16 protein-coding genes and 1 riboswitch are annotated in these 23845 nt (G+C 52.8%); of the genes, 10 read left to right on the forward strand and 6 right to left on the reverse strand.

Annotated elements, in window-relative coordinates:
- Positions 1 to 261 precede the first annotated feature (261 nt).
- From MXE39_RS11675 to MXE39_RS11690, 4 genes are all read left to right on the forward strand, one after another.
- A complete protein-coding gene (locus MXE39_RS11675; RefSeq protein ID WP_246978890.1) occupies positions 262 to 600 on the forward strand; it encodes a hypothetical protein in 339 nt (112 codons plus the stop codon).
- Positions 601 to 809: 209 nt separating this feature from the next.
- Positions 810 to 1196 (forward strand): hypothetical protein, encoded by a 387-nt coding sequence (locus tag MXE39_RS11680; RefSeq protein WP_246978891.1) that lies wholly within the window; start codon positions 810 to 812, stop codon positions 1194 to 1196.
- A gap of 839 nt (positions 1197 to 2035) precedes the next feature.
- Positions 2036 to 2323 (forward strand): hypothetical protein, encoded by a 288-nt coding sequence (locus MXE39_RS11685; protein WP_246978892.1) that lies wholly within the window; start codon positions 2036 to 2038, stop codon positions 2321 to 2323.
- On the forward strand, positions 2320 to 2916 hold the full coding sequence (locus tag MXE39_RS11690) for a zeta toxin family protein (RefSeq protein ID WP_246978893.1): 597 nt from the start codon (positions 2320 to 2322) through the stop codon (positions 2914 to 2916). The genes MXE39_RS11685 and MXE39_RS11690 overlap by 4 nt, the downstream gene beginning before the upstream one ends.
- Before the next feature lie 250 nt (positions 2917 to 3166).
- Here the strand turns inward: MXE39_RS11690 and MXE39_RS11695 are convergent, their stop codons facing one another.
- The 3 genes from MXE39_RS11695 to MXE39_RS11705 all read right to left on the reverse strand — a co-directional run bounded on the left by MXE39_RS11695 (position 3167) and on the right by MXE39_RS11705 (position 8459).
- A complete protein-coding gene (locus tag MXE39_RS11695; RefSeq protein ID WP_246978894.1) occupies positions 3167 to 3559 on the reverse strand; it encodes a heme-binding protein in 393 nt (130 codons plus the stop codon).
- A gap of 572 nt (positions 3560 to 4131) precedes the next feature.
- Positions 4132 to 5697, reverse strand: a complete 1566-nt coding sequence (locus MXE39_RS11700; protein WP_246978895.1) for an ABC transporter substrate-binding protein — start codon at positions 5695 to 5697, stop codon at positions 4132 to 4134.
- A gap of 1199 nt (positions 5698 to 6896) precedes the next feature.
- The gene (locus tag MXE39_RS11705; protein ID WP_246978896.1) at positions 6897 to 8459 is read right to left on the reverse strand and encodes an ABC transporter substrate-binding protein; all 1563 of its coding nucleotides are present in this window, start codon (positions 8457 to 8459) and stop codon (positions 6897 to 6899) included.
- Positions 8460 to 9531: 1072 nt separating this feature from the next.
- A riboswitch (TPP riboswitch) is annotated at positions 9532 to 9643 on the forward strand.
- A gap of 1268 nt (positions 9644 to 10911) precedes the next feature.
- Here MXE39_RS11705 and thiC point away from each other — a divergent pair.
- The 6 genes from thiC (at position 10912) to thiH (ending at position 20079) form a co-directional block, all read left to right on the forward strand.
- Positions 10912 to 12711: a phosphomethylpyrimidine synthase ThiC gene (gene thiC / locus MXE39_RS11710; protein ID WP_246978897.1), complete on the forward strand. Its 1800-nt coding sequence runs from the start codon at positions 10912 to 10914 to the stop codon at positions 12709 to 12711.
- A gap of 1508 nt (positions 12712 to 14219) precedes the next feature.
- Positions 14220 to 15860, forward strand: coding sequence for a thiamine phosphate synthase (thiE, locus tag MXE39_RS11715; protein ID WP_246978898.1), 1641 nt, complete (start codon positions 14220 to 14222; stop codon positions 15858 to 15860).
- A 509-nt stretch (positions 15861 to 16369) separates the two neighbouring features.
- Complete coding sequence (locus tag MXE39_RS11720; protein WP_246978899.1) at positions 16370 to 17119, forward strand: ThiF family adenylyltransferase; 750 nt, start codon at positions 16370 to 16372, stop codon at positions 17117 to 17119.
- 395 nt (positions 17120 to 17514) lie between these two features.
- The gene (thiS, locus tag MXE39_RS11725; protein WP_246978900.1) at positions 17515 to 17718 is read left to right on the forward strand and encodes a sulfur carrier protein ThiS; all 204 of its coding nucleotides are present in this window, start codon (positions 17515 to 17517) and stop codon (positions 17716 to 17718) included.
- A gap of 5 nt (positions 17719 to 17723) precedes the next feature.
- Positions 17724 to 18503: a thiazole synthase gene (locus MXE39_RS11730; protein WP_246978901.1), complete on the forward strand. Its 780-nt coding sequence runs from the start codon at positions 17724 to 17726 to the stop codon at positions 18501 to 18503.
- A gap of 445 nt (positions 18504 to 18948) precedes the next feature.
- Positions 18949 to 20079: a 2-iminoacetate synthase ThiH gene (gene thiH, locus MXE39_RS11735; protein WP_246978902.1), complete on the forward strand. Its 1131-nt coding sequence runs from the start codon at positions 18949 to 18951 to the stop codon at positions 20077 to 20079.
- A 370-nt stretch (positions 20080 to 20449) separates the two neighbouring features.
- Here thiH and MXE39_RS11740 read toward each other — a convergent pair whose 3' ends face one another.
- From MXE39_RS11740 to MXE39_RS11750, 3 genes are all read right to left on the reverse strand, one after another.
- On the reverse strand, positions 20450 to 21046 hold the full coding sequence (locus MXE39_RS11740) for a hypothetical protein (RefSeq protein ID WP_246978903.1): 597 nt from the start codon (positions 21044 to 21046) through the stop codon (positions 20450 to 20452).
- 392 nt (positions 21047 to 21438) lie between these two features.
- Entirely contained in the window at positions 21439 to 21711 is a 273-nt protein-coding gene (locus MXE39_RS11745; RefSeq protein WP_246978904.1) for a hypothetical protein, read from the reverse strand.
- Between the two features lie 169 nt (positions 21712 to 21880).
- Positions 21881 to 23296 (reverse strand): Rpn family recombination-promoting nuclease/putative transposase, encoded by a 1416-nt coding sequence (locus tag MXE39_RS11750; RefSeq protein ID WP_246978905.1) that lies wholly within the window; start codon positions 23294 to 23296, stop codon positions 21881 to 21883.
- Positions 23297 to 23845: the final 549 nt, after the last annotated feature.

The raw sequence follows: 23845 nt of genomic DNA on the forward strand, positions 1-23845 counted from the left end.
AAGGACTTCGAGAAGAATCTTGAAGACACGCTTCAACATCAGCATGCATAATCAGGCCAGTCTATCTGGACCTCTTGAGTTAAGGCAGCCCCTGGGCTGCCTTAACTGTACATGACAAAGACACCTTAACCGCTGGCGCTGATGACAGCTCCAGTGTTCCTGAGTCAGCCCATACAGCCTCAGGCATTCATCCCGACACCTTAAGCATATGGCCATGTCTGACCTGGACCAGGGCTTACTTCAAATAATTGGGAGTCTTTAATGGTATATATCGACGAGCGCTGGAAAGCCTACGATGAGCAGCTGATTGCCAAGGCCAAACCTGGCATCATTGCTGAAGCCATTGCCGAAGCCAAAGCTGGCATCATTGCCGATGCCATTGCCGATGCTTTCAGAGAACATAATAAGTATGTTTGCAAGTTGATTATTGAGCAGTTGTGCACCCGTTTTGGCAATGTCACTGACAGGCTCAAAAACCGTCTCAATGCAGTGAAGTCACCGGATACCCTGGCTTCATTCATTGTTCTGGCCACCAGTGTCGAAAGCATCAAGGACTTCGAGAGAGACCTTGAAGACGCGCTTAAACATCAGCATGAATAATCAGGCCAGTCTATCTGGACCTCTTGAGTTAAGGCAGCCCTGGGCTGCCTTAACTGTACATGACAAAGACACCTTCACCGCTGGCGCTGATGACAGTTCCAGTGTTCCTGAGTCAGCCCATACAGCCTCAGGCATTCATCCCGGCACCTTAAGCATATGGCCCTGTCTGACCTGGACCAGGGCTTACTTCAAATAATTGGGAGTCTTTAATGGTATATATCGACGAGCGCTGGAAAGCCTACGATGAGCAGCTGATTGCCAAGGCCAAACCTCGCATCATTGCTGAAGCCATTGCCGATGCCAAAGCTGGCATCATTGCTGAAGCCACTCCTGGCATCATTGCCGGTGCCATTGCTGAAGCCAAAGCTGGCATCATTGCCGATGCTTTCAGAAAACATAATAAGTATGTTTGCAAGTTGATTATTGAGCAGTTGTGCACCCGTTTTGGCAATGTCACTGACAGGCTCAAAAGCCGTCTCAATGCAGTGAAGTCACCGGATACCCTGGCTTCATTCATTGTTCTGGCCACCAGTGTCAAAAGCATCAAGGACTTCGAGAGAGACCTTGAAGACGCGCTTAAACATCAGCATGAATAATCAGACAGTCTGTAAAAACACCCATCAGACAGTCAGGCACTTTTCGCAGCATACTTGAGCTGACATCGTACGTACAGTCCTGAGCAGTGACTGGCGTACGCTCATTGATTTTGAGTACTGCCCGGCTGTCGATGCCGGTAAGGTGCTGCACACTGCTGTAAAGGCTGTGCTCATCCAGCACATCTGTCTGTTAACTGAAGATCCCGGAATCATAAAAATCGTGGAAAAGGCTGCAAAAGTGCCATATTAAGCAACTGGGTAAGCCACTGGAGCTCCGCACTGTGAAACACAGAAGTCTGCAGTCGTATTGTTTAGCGTGCTGTGCTCAAATCTCCTCAAATCTGCTAAAAATCGTGAATATCAGGGCAAAACAGCTCATAAGTGACCAAAAGGTCCCGAAAACTGCTGCAAAACCGGGCAAAAGTGCCATATGAACTACTGGGAGCTTTGCACTGTTAAACACAGAAGTCTGCAGTCGTATCCTTTAGTCTGCCGTGCTCAAATCTGCCCAAATCCCCTCAAATCTGCTCAAAATTGTGAAAAAACGGGCCAAAACGGCTCAAAAGTGACCCAAACGGTAATAATACTGACGCGCCTGAAGCAATGTCTTTTCCTGTAATCTAAAAACTCCATCTGTCGTGCTGCTATAGTTTCTGTTGCAGCCCGGACAGCTCATGTTATGCCCGCCCGCCTTAGTGTGTGGTGTGGGCCGGGACGGTACAATCGCAGCTGCTGTTGCAGCAGCATATGCAGCAGGCGCAGTCTTGCTTGCGGCCTGGGCCTGAGTGCAGGCGTATAATGAAAGCTGTGTCAGCTTGACTGCAGTGGAGGTCAGTAAAATGGACAGGTCGCAGAGTTATGAGTCCGGTTTGGCTGAGGCTGTGCATGCACCTGCAGCTGCAGGTGCAGCTGAGGTCGGTGATGAGCTCAGTGCGTCATTTGACGATGCTGTGCATAAGGATGATGGCGGGGATGAGGTGCGCTGTGCTCTAGGCCGGGGTATTGCCGTGTACTATTTGGAGGAAGATACACCTCAGGGATGCATTATCAAGGAATATCCTGATGGCCGTAAGGAGCTGGTTTCTTTCAGCAGTGGCAGCGAGCAGCGCGTGGAGGCTATGTCATGAGCTCACCGGTGTTGTGGATTATTGGCGGGGTTAATGGTGCAGGTAAATCAACCCTGGTAAAGCAGCACCTTGAGGGCAAAATTGTGGTGGTCAATCCTGACACTATTGCCCGTGACCGGGGAGTAAGCAATCGCAGTGCAGGTGCTCTGGCCCTTGAGCTCCGCCGCAACCATCTTGCTGCACGACACAGCTTTGCTGTGGAAACTACCCTTACAGGCATGGGTGAAATCAGGCTCATGCAGCAGGCTGCATCTGCCGGCTATGAGGTCAACTTTGTTTATGTGGGACTGAGCTGTGTCGAACTGTCGGCTGCCAGGGTGTACCAGCGTGTTGTTTCAGGCGGGCATGATGTACCTGTGGCCGATATTTTTCGCAGATACCAGCGCTCACTTAGCAATCTGCCCAATGCCATGGCAGCTGCCACCAGGATATGGATATTTGATAACAGCTGCAAAAGGCGCCGTCTGCTGTTGACATGCAGGCGGGGATCAGCCGGCTTTACTGCCGGACATTTGCCGACATGGCTGCTGACAGCTGCAGGCAAAGAGCTCGAGATTTCACTGAGCAACAAAGCAGAATCATCATTGCCCTGATGCTAACTAAGCCCGGGATCTGCTCGACAAATCAGAGCATAGCCAGGCAGACAGGTAATTGTCGCACTGCCCTGTATACATACAAAAGGCCTTATCCTTGAGGATAAGGCCTTTTAAATGCCCTTTGGCCGCACATGGAGCGCTGAGCTAATGCCTTGCCGACAGGGGCGGCACAGTTGCCAGTGCAGTGCATAATTCTGCCCTGCAGCCATGGAGCACTGCATAGGAGCTTCAGCAGGGCCGTTTGCTGCTATGGGCGACCGGCGCCAGCCCTGGCAATGGCTTCGTCCTCTTCAACAGCTGCGCCTGATACGCCAATGGCGCCGATTATTCTACCTGACTTGTCATGTATCAGGATGCCACCACCAAAGCTTATCAGGCCGCCATTGCTGTTCTCAAGGGAGTACAGCGGACCGCCTGGCTGCGCCTTGACGCCAAGGTCGGCACTGTCACTCTTGAACAGTACGGCTGTTCTTGCCTTTTTGATGGAAATATCAATCGAACCAAGCAGGGTGTCATCCATGCGCAGAAAACCGCACAGCAAACCTGAGGGATCAACTACGGCTATGCAAACTGCCAGATGGTCCTTTGCAGCAGCGGCTCGGGCGCGCTCAATAACCTTTTGAGTTAAAGCCTCGTTCATGAAATAGACTCCTTTTAAACAGACAACATCCATATCTTACTGGCTGTGCAGTATCTGAGATTAGCTTTTGCTGATACTTATGCTCATTGAGCTCAGGCAGCTGCTCTCTTTGTGAGGTTCATCAAAAGTCCGGGCCTGCTGTATCTGCAGGATGCGTGTGCCTGCAGGATGCGTGTGCCTGCAGGATGCGTGTACCTGCAGGATGCGTGTACCTGCAGGATGCATGTACCTGCAGGATGCATGTACCTGCAGGCTGCCAGTTACTGCAGACTGCGTTGTCCTGCATGGGGCCTGACCATACATGCTGCTTTGATCTGCAGGCTGCCTGGCTCTGCAGTCAGCAAGGTATGACCAGGATGCGCTGCGCGCCTGGCGCCCATGGCCGCAATGCGGGCGCAGCCTGCTCTGTGCCGGACGGGCCAAGCGCGCTTCTGGCAGGACGCCGGGCATGAAAAAGGGCCTTATCCGTGAGGATAAGGCCCAGGAGATGGGCCGAGTGGCGCGCCTTCAGGGGCGATTGCTGCTCTGCACTGTGGTGAGCAGGACCTGTTTACGGACCTGTCAGGGTAGAATTACTTCTTGCTCATCTGGTTGAAGAACAGGACACCGATAGGGTGAATGATCTGGCCTGAGATGTTAGGACGGTAGGCAGCTACGTTCTTGACGTGGTACAGAGGCAGGATGCCGGAGTCCTCAGTGACAATCTGATTGGCACGGGCATACAGTGCTACACGCTCTGCGCCTTCAGGCATGTGGCGGGCCTTGTTGGTCTTTTCAATAAACTCGGCGTTCTGCCACAGACCTGGGTTGGTGGCCGGGTCAGCAGATGACAGAGGCTGAATGAAGTTGTCAGGATCGCCGTGGTCTCCCATCCAGCCGATAAAGCACAGATCCCACTTGTCAGTGAGCATACGGGCACGGTAGTTGGCCCAGTCGTAGACCTCGATATTTACCTTGACGCCGGCCTTCTTAAGGTAGGCCTGAATGGCTTCGGCCAGAACCTGACCACCGGCAGGGTTGGCAGCACGGGCTCCGGAGTAGGCCATGAGCTTGAGCTCCTTTACACCCTTGGCAGCCAGTACCCTGGCAGCAGCCTCAGGATCGTAGGCAGGGGTGCGGACATCCTTGCTGTAACCGGCCAGAATGGATGGGAAGTAGGAGTGTGCAGGGGTGGAGAAACCACGGTGGAGGGTTTCAACCAGCTCAGGCACGTTAATAGCCTGAGAAATGGCCTTACGTACCTCAGGATCGGCTGTTACATAGCCCTCACGGCAGTTAAATACCATGTAGTCGGTGTTGTTGCTCTCGTTTTCGTAAATCTTGGAGCCGCCGCTCTTAATCTGGTCATAAAGGGTGGAGTTAACACCGTTGATAACGTCAACCTCGCCATTGTTCAGGGCTACTACACGGGCAGAGGTGTCCTTGATAATACGGAAGATTACGTTCTGAACGGCTGGCTTTGGACCCCAGTAATCCTCGTTGGTGGTCAGCACCAGGTTCTGGCCCTTGTCCCAGGAAACAAACTTGTAAGGACCGGTGCCTACAGGATTATTGGAAACATTGTTGTTGTACTTCTTAAGGGCAGTCGGAGAAATCATGGCGGCACCAAAAGAAATGGACATATTGCTCAGGAATGGAGTGGAGCTTTGCTTGAGTTTAATCTCAACTGTGTACTCATCAATCACCTTGACTGACTCAATATCGGTAAGGGTGAGCTGGGCATAGGCCATCTGAGGGGTCTGCTTTGGAGGCAGCTGACGGTCGATATTGAACTTTACAGCCTCGGCGTTAAATGGAGTGCCATCGTGGAACTTGACGCCCTGACGGAGTTTGAAAGTGTAGGTCTTGCCGTCATCGCTGATGGTCCAGCTTTCAGCAAGGCAAGGCTCGAGTTCATAGCTGTCAGGCTTGTTGCGCAGCAGGGACTCATAAATGTTATAGGTCAGGGTAGCTGAGTCGAGATCAGATACATAGGCAGGATCAAGTCCGGTAGGCTCAATGGCAGAGCCGATAATCAGGTTATCCTGAGGCTTGCGCGACAGGGAAGCGGCAGTGGCAGCTGAAGACATGGTTCCTGCGGCAAAAGCCAGAGTAAGAGCTGCAGCCAGCAGCTTCTTTGATGAGAAAAACTTCTTCACAGACGATCTCCATTGATGTCATTTATTATTGATGCTCCTGCCACCTTGCCCGCTTGCAGACAGACCCGCTTAACACCACGGGTGCAGCCAGGCCCAGCCAGGGACAGGTTTCTTGCGGACAGTTCCCAGGGGATACCTTGGAGAGGTTCCTTGCGGCCAGTTCCTGGGGCATATGCCTGGGAGAGGTTCACTGCAGCCAGAGCCCGTGGCACCTGCAAGTGCACAATATGCACAGCATGTGCGGCTTAACCGGGCACAGCCGGGTTATCCATCAGACCTGGGTTACGTGCGACGCCGGGCTGCATCTGTTCTGGCGACCCTGACGGCAGAGTCAGTTCCCATGCTGCGGGCAATGCCAGGTACCACAATATGCCTGGCGCCTGAATAAGCAGGGACGGCACTGCAGGCTCAGGGTACACCCAGGAGTTGGACTGCCTTGAACTGGCATGGCCAGGTGACTGCCTTGAGCGGGCATGGCAAGGCGTCAGCCAGCAGGTCCATGCATGCTGAAGGGCGCTCTGGTGCAGCTGTCTGCTACGCATCCCGGAGCTGGGAGCTTGAGCCGTTATTTTTGCCAGGAGCCGTGACCGGCTGACATGCACTGGTCTGAGTAACTGTCAGCAGGAGCGATACGCTATGAGTTGATTGTACATACATTAGTTAATGGTGCAGTTCACTGTAAGCTTTATGAATGTAAAAGTAAGGGAGCATGCACCGGTCACAGGGGTAATTCACCATTTGCAATACATGGCAGCGCCGGTGATATCTTTGAGATTTTTGCGGAGACATTATCAAGAGGTGGCCTGACTTATGGTCAGGACTGTGCACTGTGATAAGGCGTTGCTCTTTATTGGTGCGCCCCTCAACAGGGCATTTTCCTGCGCAATGTGTTGCTGACTGGTGTGAAGTGAACAAAGCCCATAAAAGGATCCTGGCATGCGGCATGGATTGAGGGCCGCTCCCTGTCTTTCCCTTCAAAGATCTGCATGAGGCGGCCCGGAGCTTTTGCTGGACTGCCACTTTAGCTGGCTGCAAGGTGAAGTGGCTTCATGACGTAGCGGCGAAAAAAAGGACCTTATCCCCTGTTGTTGCGGGAATAAGGCCCTTTATTTGGGGCTGCGCAGCTGCACAATGCCAGGGGCGGCCGGGTCAGGACGCGTGCGGCAGCCGCCGCAGGCGGGCTGCCAGATTGCGGCTGCTTATTTCTTGGTCAGCTGGTTGAAGTAGAAGACGCCAATTGGGTGCATGACCTGACCTGAAATGTTTGGTCGATAGGCAGCTACGGTCTTTGCGTGGGACAGAGGAAGAACACCACAGTCCTCAGTTACCAGCTCATTGGCACGGCTGTACAGAGCAACGCGCTCAGGGCCGTCAGGGACATGCTGGGCTCTGGTGGTTTTTTCAATAAATTCGGCATTGTTCCACAGGCCCGGGTTGGAAGCTGCATCTGTGGAGGCCAGAGGCTTGATGAAGTTGTCCGGATCACCGTTGATGCCAATCCAGCCAATAAAGGAAAGATCCCATTTGTCAGTGAGCAGACGGCTGCGGTAGGTAGCCCAGTCATATACGTCGATGGTGGCCTTGATGCCCACCTTGCTCAGATAGGCCTGAACAGCTTCAGCAACTACCTGACCACCGGCTGAGTTGGTAAGACGCGGACCTGAGTAGGTCATGAGCCTGAGCTCCTTGATACCCTTTTTCTCCAGTACCTTGCGGGCAGCTTCAGGATTGTACTCAGGGGTACGTACATCCTTGCTGTAACCGGTAACGTGGGCAGGGAAGAAAGAGTGAGCAGGAGTTGAGTAGCCTTTGTACAGAGCCTGAATCATCTCTGGAACATTGATGGCCTGAGACAGAGCGCGGCGTACCTCAGGATCAGAAGTAGCGTAGCCGTCGCGGCAGTTGAAGACCATGTAGTCAACGTGATTGCCCTCGGTCTCGAAAATTTTGGAGCCACCCTTCTTAATCTGGTCAAATACGGAAGAGTCTATACCATTGATAACATCGACCTCACCATTGTTCAGGGCAACTACACGGGCTGAGGTTTCCTTGATGATGCGGTAAACCACATTCTGCACCGGTGGTTTTGGTCCCCAGTAATCCTCATTGGTGGTCAGTATCAGATTCTGGCCCTTCTGCCAGGTAACGAGCTTGTAAGGGCCGGTACCGGCAGGGTGCTCGGAGAGATTGTTATTGTATTTCTTCAGTGCCTCAGGAGAGACCATGGCAGCAGCAAAAGAAATGGACATATTGCTCAAAAACGGAGTGGAGCTCTGCTTGAGGATAATGGCCACAGTGTACTCATCAATAACCTTGACCTCTTCAATATCATCAAGGATCAGGCGGGAATAGGCCATGTTAGGAGTACGGTTGGCTGGCAGCTGACGCTCAATATTGATTTTGACGGCCTCAGCGTTAAAAGGAGCGCCATCGTGGAACTTTACGCCCTCACGCAGCTTGAAAGTATAGGTTTTGCCGTCTTCACTGATGGTCCAGCTCTGAGCAAGGCATGGCTCATAGTCAGTGCTGTCTGGCTTGCTGCGCAGCAGGGACTCATAGACATTGTAATTAATGTTGGCCGAGTCACTGTCAGTTACCAGGGCCGGATCAAGACCTGTTGGCTCCAGAGCAGAACCGTAGATAAGATTGTCCTGAGGCTTGCGCGACAGGGGATCACCATTGGCAGCGGATGCCATAGTGCCTGCTGCAAAGACAACAGACAAAGCAGCAGCAATTAATTTGCGTGAGGTGAAGAGCTTCATAAATAACCTGATATTGTTCCTGAGAAGTTGTCTGATTAGTGCCAGTGCGCACCCAGCAATGCCGGCACCGGCCTGGGCGCATTAACATGCCTGTCCCACGGGCTGCTCATTCCCTGCAGGCAAAAGCATCTGACAGGGTAATGGCAGGCAGCACGGCAGGGGCACAGCACTGTTGCCGGTAACAGTACGGAGGAAACATTGTACAGCGCTTTGCTCTTTACGTCGCCCCTTGAGTGCATTTGAGAAGCTACTGCCATCGCCATGGCCAGCGCGCGGCAGAGGCGCAGACAGCCGCCGCCACAACTGTCAAGAAACGCTAAGTCAGATGCTGTCCTGTGCAGCAGTAATGCTGGCGTTGCCACTGAGCGCCCGTCTGCAGGGGCATAGTCATAAAGATCTGTCAGGCGGGCAGCCCATGTGCTGCGCATCTGGGGCAATGACCACCAAGGAGCTGTACCCGCTGGGCTGCTCATATAAGCTAATGACGTGCAAGGCGCCGTACCCGCTGGGCTGTTCATCTCAGCTAATGCTGTCAGGTTTGTCCCATGGCGCCGGGCATCATGGACAGGGAACTGACAGGAGCTGTGGCGCAGTGAAGGACTGCTGTATTTCCTTGATGAAAGGGTGCACTGGAACCGGCCAGGAATGGCGCCGCACTGAGGGGGCTGGTGCATTACCGAGATGAAAGGGGGCACTGGGACCGGCCAGGAATGGCGCCGCACTGAGAGACTGGTGCATTGCCGGGATGAAAGGGAGTGCTGGGAACGGCCAGGAAATGTGCAGGATGCCATGGCTCCAAAAGTCCTGGTAAAAGTGACACAGGCGGGTGCCGCTCCCGAAGTTTGGGGTGATGTTTGCGATAAACTTTGTCCGCAAAAACATATTTGGGCAGCTCCAGGTTTGCAAGCAAAGATGGCCTGGCGGCGGGCATCAGGGCATATATGAGCGCTTTGTCAGTTGTATCGTGAGGGACTGGGGTGAGGGCAATTTGCATTAAATTTTTGGGTGCGCTTTTTTATCGAGCCGGATTACAAAAAAACAGTGGTCCATAGATGAAAAGTGCATATAATGTGTGTGCTTGTCGGAGTGCTGTAAAAAGCTGAGACCGCCCTCATCAAGGTGAGGGGAAATCCGTCGAACCTGAGAAGAATAATACCTGCGAAGGGAACAGGCATTTGCCCCATTAACAGTTACCACTGTATGGCTCACCACCGTCGCCGTGACTGTGGAATCATTTTCAGCAAAATGGTTATGAGCATACTGCAGAACACCCCGGCCCTTATCAGTGATATCGCATCACTTAAAGTGGCTGACTCTCAGTAAAAGAATCTGGCAGTTTTCAGGACCTGTCCTGTAAATTCTGCTGATGTTATCACTGAGCAACAGGTCAGATTATGATGCTCTGTGCTGCCGCACTGAGCTTGTGAGCCTGTCTTTTATGTGGTGTAAATCTGCGTTCCGGTTACGCTGCCGGATATTTTCCTGAGTGCTGCTTCAGGCTATTGCTCAAAGAGCAGTGCTTTAGAATACGCTGATGTGTTTGAGCTTTCTGAGCTTCATGAATTATCGCGGGCCCATTAATATTATGAGCCTGATAAACAGCCTGACAGACCGTGCATGACTGGCGTGTTGAGCATGACTGCCGTGCATAATCTGGTCTGTATGAGCTGATGTGCATGTCACTTTCCAAAACGAAACACAAAGCGTACATAAGTAACTGTAATTCTCGCCTTATCGCATTCTCCCCTTTGATGGTTCCTCCCGGCAAAATGGCCTGTGCATCCTTTGCGCCTGTCATTTGTGCCCTGCCCCGGCTGTATATGCTTATTGGCGGTGCCCTTTGCGCCCAGCCCTGATGTCATTTGGGCATGATGCTCAGTGTGGTGATGCCAAGTGAGCATGATGCTCGGTGCGGTGATGCCATGTGAGCATGATGCTCTTTGCAGTGATGCCATGTGAGCATGATGCTTATTGCGGTTATGCCCTGTGCGCATTGCTAAGAACAGTCTGGTGCTCATTACTTTTTACTCCCGGCCCCCTTTTCTCACATCCAGACGATGCACATACATCGTGCTGTGCTGACCATACTGCTGACCCTGCAGATTGCTCTGTGGTCTGCAGTATGGTCAGCACAGAGCTGTGAACTGATGCAGCCAGTTATGCTGGCCTGCCCTGCTGGCTTCGTGATTAAGACAGCGCATATACCACCGGCACAGGATGATGCCGGGGCTCCAGGGATGGAGCGCCTGGTCCCATGGACGGGACGTTCAGGTATCTGAGGCCTGTTGGCCTTTACAGGTATCTGTACACGACATGTCTTTATGTCTGTCAGGTAAGGCAAGGATAGCCGGGTATGGAGCAGGCAGGCGCCGGGTGCACCGGATGCGCCAGCTGCCTTTGCAGCCGGCAGCCTGTAATCAGGCTCTTATTTTCATTGACCAAGGACCAGACGATGCTACGTTTTCCTCAATTTTCCAAGTGTTCGGCCAGCTCAGAGGATCAGACCGGTGCTGCCGGTGGTGAGACTCTGAATATTTCCCGTATCCACTTTGATGATCTGGCAGCTGCCAAGGCAGCTCATCTTAATGCCAAGTTAAAGGGCCAGACTGTTGAAGGCGTGGCTACCCCTAAGAAGGCTCTCAAGCGTCCTGAACTGCGCAAGGTCATGGTCGAATTTGCTGACGGCTCCTCTGAGGTCAAGGTTCCATATGCCCAGCTGAGCCTGTCCAATGGCGATACTATCACCCGCTACATTGTTGACTTTGATACCGACAGCACAGCTGAGCGTGCCAAAGCACGTGAGGCCTGGATTGCTGCCCGTGGCTCTGAGCCAAAGACTCAGCTTGAGTATGCCCGTGCCGGTATCATCACTCCTGAGATGGAGTATGTAGCTTTACGTGAGTCTGCCTGCTTCCTCGAGCAGATCACCGATCCGGCCGAGTTTGGTAACAAGTTCCACACCACTGAGGGCGTTGAATTTGGTGACGGCGTTATCCGCTTAAAGCGCGAGAACATGCTGGTAACTCCTGAGATGGTACGCGATGAAATCGCTGCCGGTCGTGCTGTTATCCCAGCCAACCACAACCACCCTGAGTCTGAGCCGATGATTATCGGCAAGCGCTTCCTGACCAAGGTTAACTCCAACATCGGCGCCTCTGCCGTATCCTCAGGTCACGATGAAGAAATTGGCAAGCTCAAGACCTCTCTGCGCTACGGTGCTGATACCGTAATGGATCTCTCCACCGGTCTGGCTGATCTGATGGGCCTGCGTTCTGCTATCTTACGTGCTTCCCCAGTACCTATCGGTACCGTACCTGTTTACGAGGCTCTGGACCGTGCTGGTGGCGACGCCAATGCTCTGTCCTGGGAAGTATTCCGTGGCGTAATTGAAGATCAGGCAAAGCAGGGTGTTGACTACTTCACCATTCACGCCGGTCTGACCAAAGACCTGCTGCCTCACGCTGCCAACCGCGTCATGGGTATTGTTTCCCGTGGCGGCGCCATTATGGCCTCCCACATGATGCAGCATGACTGCGAAAACATGGCCTGGGAGCACTTTGATGAGCTCATGGAGATCTGCCGTCGTTATGACGTATCTCTGTCTCTGGGTGACGGTCTGCGTCCGGGCGGCATTTACGATGCCTGTGATGAGGCTCAGTACGGTGAGCTGCGCAATATCGGCAAGCTGGCCCTGCGCTGCTATGAGCATGGCGTACAGTGCTTTATCGAAGGCCCTGGTCACGTACCTCTCCACCTGGTTGAGGAGAATCAGAAGCTTGAGGATGAGCACTGCCACGAGGCTCCTTTCTACACCCTCGGCCCTCTGGTAACCGATGTTGGTGCTGGCTTTGACCACATCACCTCAGCCATCGGCGCCACCACCATCGGCATGCACGGCACTGCCATGCTCTGCTACGTAACTCCATCCGAGCACCTTGCTCTGCCAACTCCTGATGACGTACGTGTAGGTCTTATTACCTACAAGATTGCCGCTCACTCAGCTGACCTTGCCAAGGGCATCAAGCAGGCCTACAACATGGATCACGCCATGAGCCGTGCCCGTGTATCATTCCGCTGGCTCGACCAGTTCGCCCTGAGCTTTGACGAGCAGCATGCCTACGATGTATGGCGTGCTCAGATGGACGAGGACGAGTGCCACACCCATGAGGCAGCTTTCTGCTCCATGTGTGGCCCACGTTTCTGCCCAATGCGCCTCAACCGCCGCCTGCAGGCCAGGTACGGCTCCATTTAACAGGCTAATACCTGTCACCTCAGGCTTATGCCTGTGACCATCAGGCTAGTACCTGTCACCCAGGTGTATGCCTGTTATCCCAGGCTTATGCCTGTTCCCTGCAGGCTAATACCTGTTCCCCACAGGCACATGTCTGTGACCATCAGACCCAGGCATGTGCCGCAGGGCCGACTGCTGCTGACAGCGGCAGTGGCCCGGAGCACAGCCTGCCTGGTCTGATCCTGCCGGTGTCTGAGGGCGCCGGGTAGCCCCGAAATCAGTTTTCGGGAGCAGCCGGGCTTAGTTCCCCGGCAGCTGACAGCAGGTCTGGCCTGCTGTATGAATTTTTCCTGACCTGCATTTTTCTCATACGCCGGCTGACATTTGACAGCAGATAAGCTCTTGTCAGGGACGCTGCGTGCAGGCAGACAGATTTCATGCGAATCGATATGGCCACAGTGGTCATACAGGTTCATTATTTCCCAGGGCTGATGGAGTCCTTATTCATGGCTTTTGAGCAATAATTTTTGTTCATCTGGCCGGGAATGTGACCCGTAACAGGGACAAATGCGATTATAATTAATAAATTTAATTAATTTTCTCTTTCCACATTTCATCTGAACTGGCGGCCTGCGATCTTCGTGGTCTTTATCAGGCTCCAGCCAGCATCATCTGCAAGAGCATAAGCAGCATACCGTCAGTCCATGACGGGCCTGGTGGCAGTTTGTATCTGCCCCCTGGTCTGCAGCCATGCTGACAGCTGCGGCGATATCTGCAGCAATATCTGCAGCAATATCTGCAGTAATACCTGCAGGCTTACCATGTTCCGGAGGCAGACCCTCCGTCATGGTCAGGCCTGCCCGATTCGTGTCCACCCTCATACAACATCAAGGATTATCTGCCCCTTATGTGGCTGCAGAGGCCTTTGCTGTGCCCTGACACGCAAAGCTCCGCCGCAATGAGCTGCCTGAGGCAGCAAAAAAGCGGTCTCCGGCTGCTCTGTGCTGCCTCACTGGCGCGCAGAGCGACCGCTGGCAGCAGGAGCCTGCAGCGCGGCTGCTGGCAGCCGGAGCTCTTATCAGACGCAGGTCTGAGTGCGCTCTGAAGGCGGAGGTACCCTGGTGGCACTTGAGGGGACAGGCATGGATATGCAGGGATGAGATGATGTTGAAATGCACGATGGCGCCATACTTTGCAGGTGACCATCCGGGCTGCAGCCAGGAGATGGCGCAGCTTGAGCTTGCAGGGAGCAGGGCGTGACGGACAGGTCACTGCCTGCAGCCCCTGCCGCCGAAGAAGGGGCTGGCCTTTTGGGGCCATGCCTGGTGCTCAGGGCCGTGTCCGGCTTTGAGGCCATGCCTGGGCCATGTATGGTTTTGGGCGCAGCTTCGGTAAGGAGGGAGAAACAGACGGTATTTTGCAGCCGTCTGCGGAGTGTCTGTAAGGAACAGATTTTCGTGTCCTTAAAAGGGGTTACAGCCCGGGCCGGTGCCGGTCTGAGGCGTTTCAACAGATTTTGGGTACAATTTATGGACAAAATTAACTTGCACGATATGGAAACTCGACCATTGGTTCTGGTGATCGCCGGTGTGGACAGCGGCGGTGGTGCCGGTGTTACTGCCGACATTATCTCCGTCCACGACCAGGGTGCATGGGGCATGCCTGTAGTTACTGCCCTGACCTGCCAGAGCCTTGAGCGTGTCACCATGATCGACCCGGTTAAGCCTGAGATTTTCAAGGAAAGCATCAAGCTTGCAGTCAATGACTGGAAGGAGAAGATCTCAGCCATCAAAATCGGTCTTGTTACCGATGCCCGTATTCTGGACATACTGCTGGATCTGCTCGAGGGTGAGCTCAAGGGCATTCCTGTAGTATGGGATCCTGTACTTACCGCTACTGCCGGTAATCTTGAAAGTGCCGATCTCAAGGCCAATCTCAAGCGTATCCTCAAGGTTGTAACCGTTTTTACCCCAAATCTGCCTGAGGCTCTTGAGTTTGCCGGCTGGAGTGAAAAGGATCTTGAGGCAAAGGGCGGTCCTTTTGCTCTTTGTGATCTGCTGGTACAACAAGGCGCCAATGCCGTGCTTTTAAAGGGTGGTCACAACATCAGTGAGCATGATGCTCAGGATGTTTTCCTCTCCAGTACTCACAGATTCATCATGAAGAATAAGAGAAAGGAAGGCCTTGGTGCTCATGGCGGCGGCTGTGCCCTGTCTTCAGCTCTGGCTGCCCTGATTGCCCGTGGCTATGCTCTTCATGATGCCGCCGTACTGGCCAAGGTCTATGTCACCCGTGGCATTTTCCAGCCTCAGGTGGCCATTGATCACAAGCGTCCACCACTTGCGCACCTCGGCTCTGCTTATGACATTGACATCATGCCAGAGATCATTGAGCAGAACTTCCCGGTCAAGGCCGGTCCTTTTGCCAGCTGTCCTTTCAACATGGGTATCTACCCTGTAGTTGATTCCGTGGCCTGGCTTGAGCGTCTGCTGGCTCTGGGCGTCAAGACCATTCAGCTGCGTATCAAGACCGATGTTCATGACGACGAGTCCAACGAGCATCTGGTCAACGAAATCCGCCGCGCCTGTTTCCTGGGCCGCTCTTTCCGTGCCCGTGTTTTCATCGACGATCATTACCGTCTGGCAGCCCGTTTTGGTGCCTATGGTGTTCACCTTGGCATGGAAGATCTGCAGACTGCTGATCTCGACTTTATCCGTGAGTCCGGCATGCGTCTTGGCGTATCCACCCACGGTATTTACGAAGTATGCAAGGTTCTGACTCTTAACCCTTCGTACATTGCCATTGGTCATGTCTTCCCGACAACGACCAAGGACATGGAATCTGCTCCTCAGGGCATTGCCAGAATGGGAAGACAGGCCCGCATGCTCAAGGACAGAATCCCTACTGTAGCCATTGGCGGAATCAAGCTTGACCACGCAAAGGACATTCTTGATGCCGGTATCGACTCCATTGCCGTAGTTACCGCTATTACCAAAGCCGAAAACTATGCGTTTGAGACCCAGAAGTGGATCGATATTTGCCGCACCGGCCCGTCTGAGCTTTACGGAGCCGAGCCTCAATCCTGGCACCGTCGTCAGGACGAGCAGGAAACCCGTGGCCCGGTACCTTTTGCCCACCTTGATTTGACCCCGGTACCTTATTTCAACTAAGTCCTGTTCCGGCCGCAACGGTCCAGCCGGCAGCCACATCGCACCGGCAGGACCGGGCAGTAAAGATAAATCCGGCCCGTGCAGGAGCCGGATGTCGCCAGTGCGCATTGTTTCTGTATCTTCATGATACGGGCGTCAGCGCCTGCAGTCTGTTGCGGTCAGCCTTTCCTGATATCAGCTGCGGCCAGTAAAGCCGCCGCTTTCAGGCCTGACATCAGAGCACATACCTCAGGCATATGCTCTGATGTCAGGGGCATGGCACCATATGGCTGTTATGAATTACCTGCAGCCATAAGCTCACAGAGCAGCAGCTTTTCCCTGTCCTGTGAGTATTCCTCTGCGAATGCTCATAAGTGCATGGACAGGCTGAGCTGCCGACTGATAAGTATGTAGAGCAGCTGCTGTTTTAAGAGACAGGATTTTCCTGCAATCAGGTACCCTCACCAGGCCATAAGGCCGGCTGATAACCTGCGTTCTCTGTTGTGTCAGGTTACAGCGAGGAGACCACTTTGGACAATAATGAACGTTATCTGCGACAGCAGATGCTGGAACTGTATGCTGGACGTCAGGAAGAACTGGCCTCAAAGAAGGTAGGATTTATCGGCGTCGGTGGTGCTGGTGGCCTGAGCTCACTGCTGCTTGCTCTTGCAGGTGTTGGTCAGATCCGCATTGCCGATTATGATGACCTGGCAGTTCACAATCTGCATCGTCAGATCCTCTTTAAGGAAAGTGATCTTGGTCACTCCAAGGTAGAAGCTGCCCGCCGTGAGATTCTTGAGCGCAACAGTCAGTGCGATGTTGTTGCCTTTAAGGAAAAGATCGACGAGAGCAACTTTAAAGCCTTTGCCGATGGCCTCGATCTGTTACTTGATGTTTCAGACAATGCTCAGAGCCGTCTGACCATTTCCCGTCTGGCCCTGCATCACGGGCTCGACCTTATCAGCGGAGCTGTTTCAGCCTATACAGCTCTGATAGCCACATTTGCCTATCACGATCCAGGATTTGTCGCCACTTCAGGCTGCTACCGCTGCCTGACATCAGGTGCCGCTATTAATACCAGGGTTGGTATTACCGGCCCAATAGCCGAAAGCTGCGCCGCCATGACCGCTCATGTTGCCCTTGAGTATCTCCTTGGCAATAAGGAGCACAGAGGCAAGCTTATTCGCATCGACCTGCGCCACATGACCATGAACAAGATGAATCTGTGTGCCTATCCTGAGTGTCCAGACTGCGCCATCATGCAGGTTGCCGCCCAGTAGGCCCTGCAGGGCAAAAGATGCCCGCGCAACAGGCCCCGCCGCAGCCATACCCGGCTTAGCGGTCTGCTACAGAGCAGCCCAGTGCACAGCCAGACCTGGCGTGCCGGTCTGCCACAAAGCAGGCCCGCAGTGCAGCCAGACCTGGCGTGCTGGTCTGCTACAGAGCAGGCCCGCAGTGCAGCCAGTACCATGGTCCTGTCGGCAGGCCCCTCCCTGAGATTTTCTTTATAACCTGTTATTTCTCCGGCAGCTGAGTGCAGCTGTCCGGCGGGTTCGTGCACCGCTTTCACAGGGCGGCACGGATGCCAGAGTCTGCAAGGTTCTGGCAGAGTCTGGAAAGGACTGCCTTCGGACATGGCGGAGAGATATTGAGACTACCTGCGGTTCAGAAATTTATGATTACCATTGAAGTTAATGGCCGTGCCACCACCATCGCACCGGACACCACCCTGAGCGCTCTGCTTGAGGAACTCAAGTTCTCCCTTGATGGCACTGCAGTGGCAGTAGATGAGTCCATTGTGCCTAAGAGCACTTTTGGTACTTTCGTTTTACAGAACAATATGAAAGTTGAAGTTTTCAGTCTGGTAGCAGGAGGTTAATAAACATGGATAAACTGGTTCTGGCAGGTCAGGAGTTTGATTCCCGACTGATTGTTGGTACAGGCAAATATGCCAGTGGTCAGGCCCTTGCTGATTCAATTAAGGCTTCCGGCTCCCAGATTGCCACCATGGCTGTAAAGCGTGTTGATATGGAGCACGCCACTGATGACATCATCAAACCGCTGCGTGAGCTGGGTGTTACCCTTATGCCTAACACCTCAGGTGCCCGTACTGCCAAAGAGGCCGTCTATGCCGCTCACCTGGCCCGCGAGGCCCTGGGCACTGACTGGATCAAGGTAGAGGTCCACCCTGATCAGAAGTATCTGCTTCCAGATACCATTGAGACTTATGATGCCTGTAAGCAGCTCGTAGCTGACGGCTTTAAGGTCTTTGCCTACTGTCAGGCCGATCTGTGCCTGTGCAAGGGTCTTGAGGAGCTCGGTGTTGCTGCTGTTATGCCGCTGGGCAGTCCTATTGGATCTGCCAAAGGCCTGCAGACTGAGCCTTTCTTAAAGCTGATCTTAAAGGAGTGCCGCTGCCCTGTGATTGTTGATGCCGGTATTGGCGCACCTTCAGAGGCTGCCCGCTCTCTTGAAATGGGTGCAGCTGCTGTAATGGTCAATACTGCCATTGCTGCCGCCGGTGATCCTGTTGTCATGTCCCGCGCATTCCGTGCTGCCTGTGAGGCTGGCCGTCTTGGTTATGAGGCCGGTCTGGCATCTCAGTTTGAAACTGCCCGCGCCACCTCTCCAATGGAGCAGTTCTTAAACTCCCTGAAGGACTGATAAGCACGGTCAGTAAAGCACAGCCCGGACGCCTGAGGGTCAGGCGTCATCAAGGTCGCCCGTACGCTGCAGCAGCCCTGACCTTGCAGTTATCATGACGCTGCAGCAGCACTGAGGCTGCAGTCGTACCCGACGCAACCCTGGTACGGTGTGCAGCAGTGGCACACCGTCAGACAGCTTAAAGGGCAGCCCCAGTCACAGTCAGAGCTGCTCCTGCCGGTAAGACAATAACCATACCTGCTAAAGCCCTGCCACGCAGGCAGGACCTGCCGTCCTGCAGGCTGCGCTGCAGAGCGCGTCCGGCGCTGAGCCTGGCGCATTGCCGGGCGTTGTGCCAGTCGCAGTGCCCAGGGTGCCGGGTGGTGTTGCTGTCTGTCCGGAAAATTTTTTCAAGCCCCCGTAAAGGGGCAGGCCTGCCATGGAAGGCGGGTATAGAGGCTAGAAAATGAGTTTTTATGATGAAATCAGCAAGCTTGATGTAGACAGGTTTGCCCAGCTGGTTGAGAGCCGTACCGATGCTGATGTTGAGCGCGCTCTGGCCAAAGGTTCAGCTCTTAATATCGAGGACTTTGCCGCCCTCATTTCAGAAAGTGCCCGCAAGCACTATCTCAAGGACATGGTCATGGCTTCCATGCAGCTGACCCGCAAGAGATTCGGGCGCACTCTGAACATGTACATCCCTCTTTATCTGACCAATCTGTGCTCCAACAAGTGCGCCTACTGCGGATTCTCATCAGATAACAAGTTTGCCCGTACCGTGCTGACCCTTGAGGAAATTGAGGCTGAGTGCAAGGCCATCAGAGAGCTTGGTTTCCAGAACATTCTGCTGGTAACAGGTGAAAACTCCCGCCGTGGTGGTATGGATTATTTCCGTCAGGTGCTGCCTGTAGTCAAGCCATATGCAGCCTATCTGCAGATGGAAGTTCAGCCTTTGAACACTGAGGACTATGCCGAGCTGCGTGAACTGGGTCTGGACAGCGTTTCTGTCTATCAGGAAACCTATCACCAGCCTACCTACAAGGCCGTACACCTGGGCGGCAAGAAGATGGACATGCGCTACCGTATGGAAACACCGGAGCGTCTTGGTGAGGCCGGTATCGACAAGGTGGGCATGGGTGCCCTGCTGGGCCTGTATGACTGGCGTGTCGACTGCTGCGCTCTGGCCATGCACATCATGTACATGCGTGAGCACTACTGGAAGACCCGTCTGAGCGTTTCCTTCCCACGTCTGCGTCCTGCAGCCGGCGGCTATGAGCCTCACATGCCTGTAAGCGACTCTCAGCTGGTACAGCTTATTGCCGCATGGCGTATCTTTGATAATGAGCTGGATCTGACCATCTCCACCCGTGAGAGTAAGGAATTCCGTGACATGATCACTCCTTACGGCATTACTGCCATTTCAGCTCAGAGCTCCACTGAGCCAGGCGGCTATGCCAACAAGGGTCAGCACCTTGAGCAGTGGACAGTCAACGACGACCGCACCGTTGAGCAGGTTGTACGCGCCATGGAGATCAACGGCCTCAAGCCTGTCTTCCACGACGCCTCCACCACCTACATTGCCCGCAACCCGGCCTGATGCCACCATGCCCCGGAAAGCCACCTGCAAGTTGCCGGGCCGGGGCGGGCATCATGCCGTTCATCAGGCCTGTGCCAGGCGGGCCAGCCTGAAGTGCGTAAAATCAAAAGGACAGATCCTTTCCTGGATCCGTCCTTTTAACTTTATGGCTCATACATTTGCTGATATCAGATCGAAAGCAGGATATAGATGAGCCCTGACAGTCTCTGATAATTCGCACCCATACCTGCAGCCGGCCCACAGTATGGCAACTCTGCTGCATGACAGTCAGCCACACAGGCTGAAGCCACAGGCGATAAGCAATACAGCGCAGTGCAGTACAGTGATGGCTGGGCTTCAGTACGCGGAGGGTGCTGCCCTTGAGACTGGATCACTTGCCATCAGCGGAAATGCAGCCACCGTTGGAGCTGGACTGCATATGTTCCTTTGAGCTCATCATGTCAATAATCCGCTGCAGGGTCTGCGTGTCGCTCATGTTTTCGCTGCGGCATGTTTCAATCAACTTCATTACCTCATCGCGGCCCTTGGCACGTACCACGTTACGTACTTCATAACGTACTTCGTTACGTATTTCCTCAAGTATCTCGTTACGTACTTCATAACGTACTTCGTTGCGTACTTCGGCACGTACTTCATCACGTACTTCGTTGCGTACTTCGGCACGTACTTCATCACGTACTTCGTTGCGTACTTCGGCACGTACTTCATCACGTACTTCGTTACGTATTTCCTCAAGTATCTCGTTACGAACTTCATCACGTACTTCGGCACGTAATTCATCGCGTACCTCGTCACGTATTTCATCACGTACCTCGTTACGTATTTCATCACGCATTTCGGCACGTAATTCATCTCGTACCTGGTCACGGATTATGATAGCTGCCTCATTATAACCACGGTCATACTGCTGCTTAGACCATTGAATCTGAGCTTCCATGGAAGCATCACGAAGCGACTGAACTGTCATAGGATTATCCTCATATACAGGGTATTTATGCATGACCTCAGCAGGCCCCGGCCCATGCCATGGGCCCAGGCCGGGAGTGGCATCAGATCGGCCACCAGTCCTTTGCAAAGTGTGTAATACGGCCAGGGATGAAAATCAAAAGGACTGATCCATTCAAGGAGCAGTCCTTTTAACTTTATGGCTCAAAAATTTGCTGATATCAGACCGAAAGCAGGATATAGATTAGCCCTGACAGTCTCTGATAATTCGCACCCATACCTGCAGCCGACCCACAGTATGGCAACTCTGCTGCATGACAGTCAGCCACACAGGATGCAGCCACAGGCGATAAGCAATACAGGGCAGTGATGGCTGGGCATCAGTACCTGGAGGGCGTTTCCCTTGAGACAGGATCACTTGCCATCAGCGGAACTGCAGCCACTGTCGGAGCTGGACTGCATATGTCCCTTTGAGCTCATCATGTCAATAATCCGCTGCAGCGTCTGCGTGTCGCTCATGTTTTCGCTGCGGCATGTTTCAATCAACTTCATTACCTCATCGCGGTCTTCGGCACGTACCTGGTCACGGATTATGATAGCTGCCTCATTATAACCACGGTCATACTGCTGCTTAGACCATTGAATCTGAGCTTCCATGGAAGCATCACGAAGTGACTGAACTGTCATAGGATTATCCTCATATACAGGGTATTCATGCATGACCCCAGCCGGCCCACAGTATGGCAACTCTGCTGCATGACAGAAAGCCACACAGGCTGCAGCCACAGGTTATAAGCAATACAGTGCAGTGATGGCTGGGCATCAGTACGCTGAGGGCGCTGCCCTTTAGACATGATCACTTGCCATCAGCGGAAATGCAGCCACCGTTGGAGCTGGACTGCATATGTCCCTTTGCGATCATCATGTCAGTAATCCGCTGCAGGGTCTGCGTGTCGCTCAAGTTTTCGCTGCGGCATGTTTCAATCAACTTCATTACCTCATCGCGGTCCTCGGCATGTACCACGTTACGTACTTCATCACGTACTTCGGCACGTAATTCATCACGTACTTCGGCACGTACTTCGGCACGTAATTCATCACGTACTTCGGCACGTACTTCATCGCGTACCTGGTCACGGACTATGATAGCTGCCTCATTATAACAACGGTCATACTGCTGCTTAGACCATTGAATCTGAGCTTCCATGGAAGCATCACGAAGTGACTGAACTGTCATAGGATTATCCTCATATACTGGTAATTTTATGTAAGAAGCTGCTACACCTAAAGCATAGTTGATAAAGAGAGTAAAATCACGTTTTGTATGCTCAGGAAGATACTCAATTAAATTAACGGCCTTATTAAGCACTTCTACAGCTTTCTCTAATGTTAGAGGTTTGTACAGGGCAAAAATCACAGCCGCCAGATTGCTGTCCATGGCCAGCAGCTCATTAAGCTCATAGTGCTGCGGAGAGATGAATACGAATGGCTGGGACATGAAAATCAACATGCGCTTTTTCGGCGCCAGTTCAGACTGAAACTTCAAACTGTACAGACCGTCCCATTCACTGTTTCCAGTAAATATCAGGACAGAAGATACAATAGGATGACGGCCATCCTTGAGTGACTCTGTGATAATCTGATTGTTGAATTTGATTGAATCGATGTATTGTCTGATGCGCTCAGGCATATTTTTATCAACACTCGACTGAAACTCAACATCGATAATGTCGCGAGAGTTATGCTCAGAATCGCAACTCCACAGCAAATCACAAAAGAGAGCCTTGTCCTTGCTCAGAAGTTCCTTGTCCAGTTTTCTGAAGTCAACAGGTCTTAATGTGCCTGTCTCATCGTAGAGTGCCGGATAGATAAAATTGTTAAAAATAGAGCAGATAACATGTGGGTCGCCAAACATTATCTTGGCATAGCGGTCATGTGGACTGCCACTGACCGGTCCAGACAGCCTGGAGGCCGGTTTTACGCTGTAATCAATTTTAAATTCTATCTTAACCCTCTGTCCGTCAGCGGTATAGCCGTATTTTATTACTTTGACGTCATGTACAGCATTCTTGATGCTGACATATTTCTGGACCTGTGAGGCCGATGCAGCTGCATCCTGTCGGCACTCAGCTGCGGCGTCTGCCGCAGCTGAGGCTTCGGATACAGATGTGTCATGGTGGATGGCCGGGCCGGGCTCTGCCGACATGGTATTTCCAGAAGGGGCGGATGCCTCAGAGGCGTTATCTTTACAGATCGTGTCATCAGTTTTCATAGGTGGCTCCTGCTGGCCTGTAACAGTTGCTCAGAGCAGAACTGATCGCTGTGCTGCTCACCTTTAAGCAATTGAGTTGTGTCCGTTTCTGGACATAACAGACATCTATTGCTAATATGACCGTAAAAAATAAAAAGGCCCGTGTATCAGCCACTTAACTTAATAAGCGCCATATACACGGGCCCTTTTCTATGCATCAGAAAAATGGTCTGAGCATAGTTTACGGTTATGGTTATTTTAAATCGGTTTCCGGGGCATATGTCAACAGCATCAGCGAATAAATAAGCGCTTTTATGGCACCTGCCGGGCAGATATTTTCAGATATGGGAAGTAGATCATTTTCGTGGTGACTGCAGCGAGGTGATCCTGTGCCGTCTGAGCATGAGGATTTGCTGTCAACAGAATTATGAGATAATTTTGGGCATGTAGACCGACAATTCGGTCCTTAAGAAAAAACAGCACATAATTCTGCTGTCATCGATTAATTTGAATTGGAATAAAACTACACTATATTATCCTTTGCAGGTGATCGAGTTCACACTTTATGCT

The sequence above is a fragment of the Anaerobiospirillum sp. NML120511 genome (assembly GCF_023050955.1).
Taxonomy (GTDB): Bacteria; Pseudomonadota; Gammaproteobacteria; order Enterobacterales; family Succinivibrionaceae; genus Anaerobiospirillum.

Coding starts and splice junctions, on each gene's coding strand:
- MXE39_RS11675 (WP_246978890.1), top strand. CDS start 262: ATGGTATATATCGACGAGCGCTGGAAAGCCTACGATGAGCAGCTGATT.
- MXE39_RS11680 (WP_246978891.1), top strand. CDS start 810: ATGGTATATATCGACGAGCGCTGGAAAGCCTACGATGAGCAGCTGATT.
- MXE39_RS11685 (WP_246978892.1), top strand. CDS start 2,036: ATGGACAGGTCGCAGAGTTATGAGTCCGGTTTGGCTGAGGCTGTGCAT.
- MXE39_RS11690 (WP_246978893.1), top strand. CDS start 2,320: ATGAGCTCACCGGTGTTGTGGATTATTGGCGGGGTTAATGGTGCAGGT.
- MXE39_RS11695 (WP_246978894.1), bottom strand. CDS start 3,559: ATGAACGAGGCTTTAACTCAAAAGGTTATTGAGCGCGCCCGAGCCGCT.
- MXE39_RS11705 (WP_246978896.1), bottom strand. CDS start 8,459: ATGAAGCTCTTCACCTCACGCAAATTAATTGCTGCTGCTTTGTCTGTT.
- thiC (WP_246978897.1), top strand. CDS start 10,912: ATGCTACGTTTTCCTCAATTTTCCAAGTGTTCGGCCAGCTCAGAGGAT.
- thiE (WP_246978898.1), top strand. CDS start 14,220: ATGGACAAAATTAACTTGCACGATATGGAAACTCGACCATTGGTTCTG.
- thiS (WP_246978900.1), top strand. CDS start 17,515: ATGATTACCATTGAAGTTAATGGCCGTGCCACCACCATCGCACCGGAC.
- MXE39_RS11730 (WP_246978901.1), top strand. CDS start 17,724: ATGGATAAACTGGTTCTGGCAGGTCAGGAGTTTGATTCCCGACTGATT.
- thiH (WP_246978902.1), top strand. CDS start 18,949: ATGAGTTTTTATGATGAAATCAGCAAGCTTGATGTAGACAGGTTTGCC.
- MXE39_RS11740 (WP_246978903.1), bottom strand. CDS start 21,046: ATGACAGTTCAGTCGCTTCGTGATGCTTCCATGGAAGCTCAGATTCAA.
- MXE39_RS11745 (WP_246978904.1), bottom strand. CDS start 21,711: ATGACAGTTCAGTCACTTCGTGATGCTTCCATGGAAGCTCAGATTCAA.
- MXE39_RS11750 (WP_246978905.1), bottom strand. CDS start 23,296: ATGAAAACTGATGACACGATCTGTAAAGATAACGCCTCTGAGGCATCC.